This window comes from Ruegeria sp. O4 (genome assembly GCF_056535125.1).
Genome location: NZ_JBQERO010000052.1, coordinates 1 through 1,076, shown reverse-complemented (window position 1 = coordinate 1,076; position 1,076 = coordinate 1). Strand labels below are relative to the sequence as shown.

The 1,076-nt window shown below is 60.0% G+C and carries 1 protein-coding gene; it reads right to left on the bottom strand.

The window, feature by feature from the left end:
* The coding region (tuf, locus tag ACR0J7_RS20450) for an elongation factor Tu (RefSeq protein WP_480915477.1) at positions 1-1,076 on the bottom strand (1,076 nt) is incomplete at both ends.

Below are 1,076 nucleotides of genomic sequence, written 5' to 3'. Positions count from 1 at the left end.
TCAACGCCGAACGACACGTTGTCGCCGGGCATGACCATCTCGGTGCCTTCCGCCAGGGTCACGGTGCCGGTCACGTCAGTGGTCCGGAAGTAGAACTGCGGACGGTAGTTCGCGAAGAACGGCGTGTGACGGCCGCCTTCTTCCTTGGTCAGGATGTAGGCTTCGGCTTCGAACTTGGTGTGCGGTGTCACCGAACCCGGCTTACACAGAACCTGGCCACGCTCAACGCCGTCACGGTCCACACCACGCAGCAGGGCGCCGATGTTGTCGCCCGCTTCACCGCGGTCCAGCAGCTTGCGGAACATTTCAACGCCGGTGCAGGTGGTTTTTGCGGTGTCGCGGATACCGACGATTTCGATCTCGTCGCCAACGTTGATCACGCCACGCTCGACACGGCCGGTCACAACGGTACCACGGCCCGAGATCGAGAACACGTCTTCGATCGGCATCAGGAACGGCTGGTCAACAGCACGCTCAGGGGTGTCGATGTAGTCATCAACAGCCGCCATCAGCTCGCGGATCTTGTTCTCGCCGATTTCAGGGTCACGGCCTTCCATCGCGGCCAGAGCCGAACCTGCGATGATCGGAATATCGTCGCCGGGGTATTCATACGAAGACAGCAGCTCGCGGATTTCCATTTCCACCAGTTCCAGCAGCTCTTCGTCGTCAACCTGGTCAACTTTGTTCATGAACACGACCATCTTCGGGATGCCAACCTGGCGGCCCAGCAGGATGTGCTCGCGGGTTTGCGGCATCGGGCCGTCCGCGGCGTTCACAACCAGGATCGCGCCGTCCATCTGAGCGGCACCGGTGATCATGTTCTTGACGTAGTCAGCGTGGCCGGGGCAGTCGACATGTGCATAGTGGCGCGCGTCGGTCTCGTATTCCACGTGCGCGGTCGAGATGGTGATGCCGCGGGCTTTCTCTTCCGGCGCGCCGTCAATCTGGTCATACGCCTTGAAGTCACCAAAATACTTGGTGATTGCTGCGGTCAGCGTCGTCTTGCCGTGGTCAACATGCCCAATCGTGCCGATGTTGACGTGCGGCTTATTACGCTCAAACTTTTCCTTTGCCAT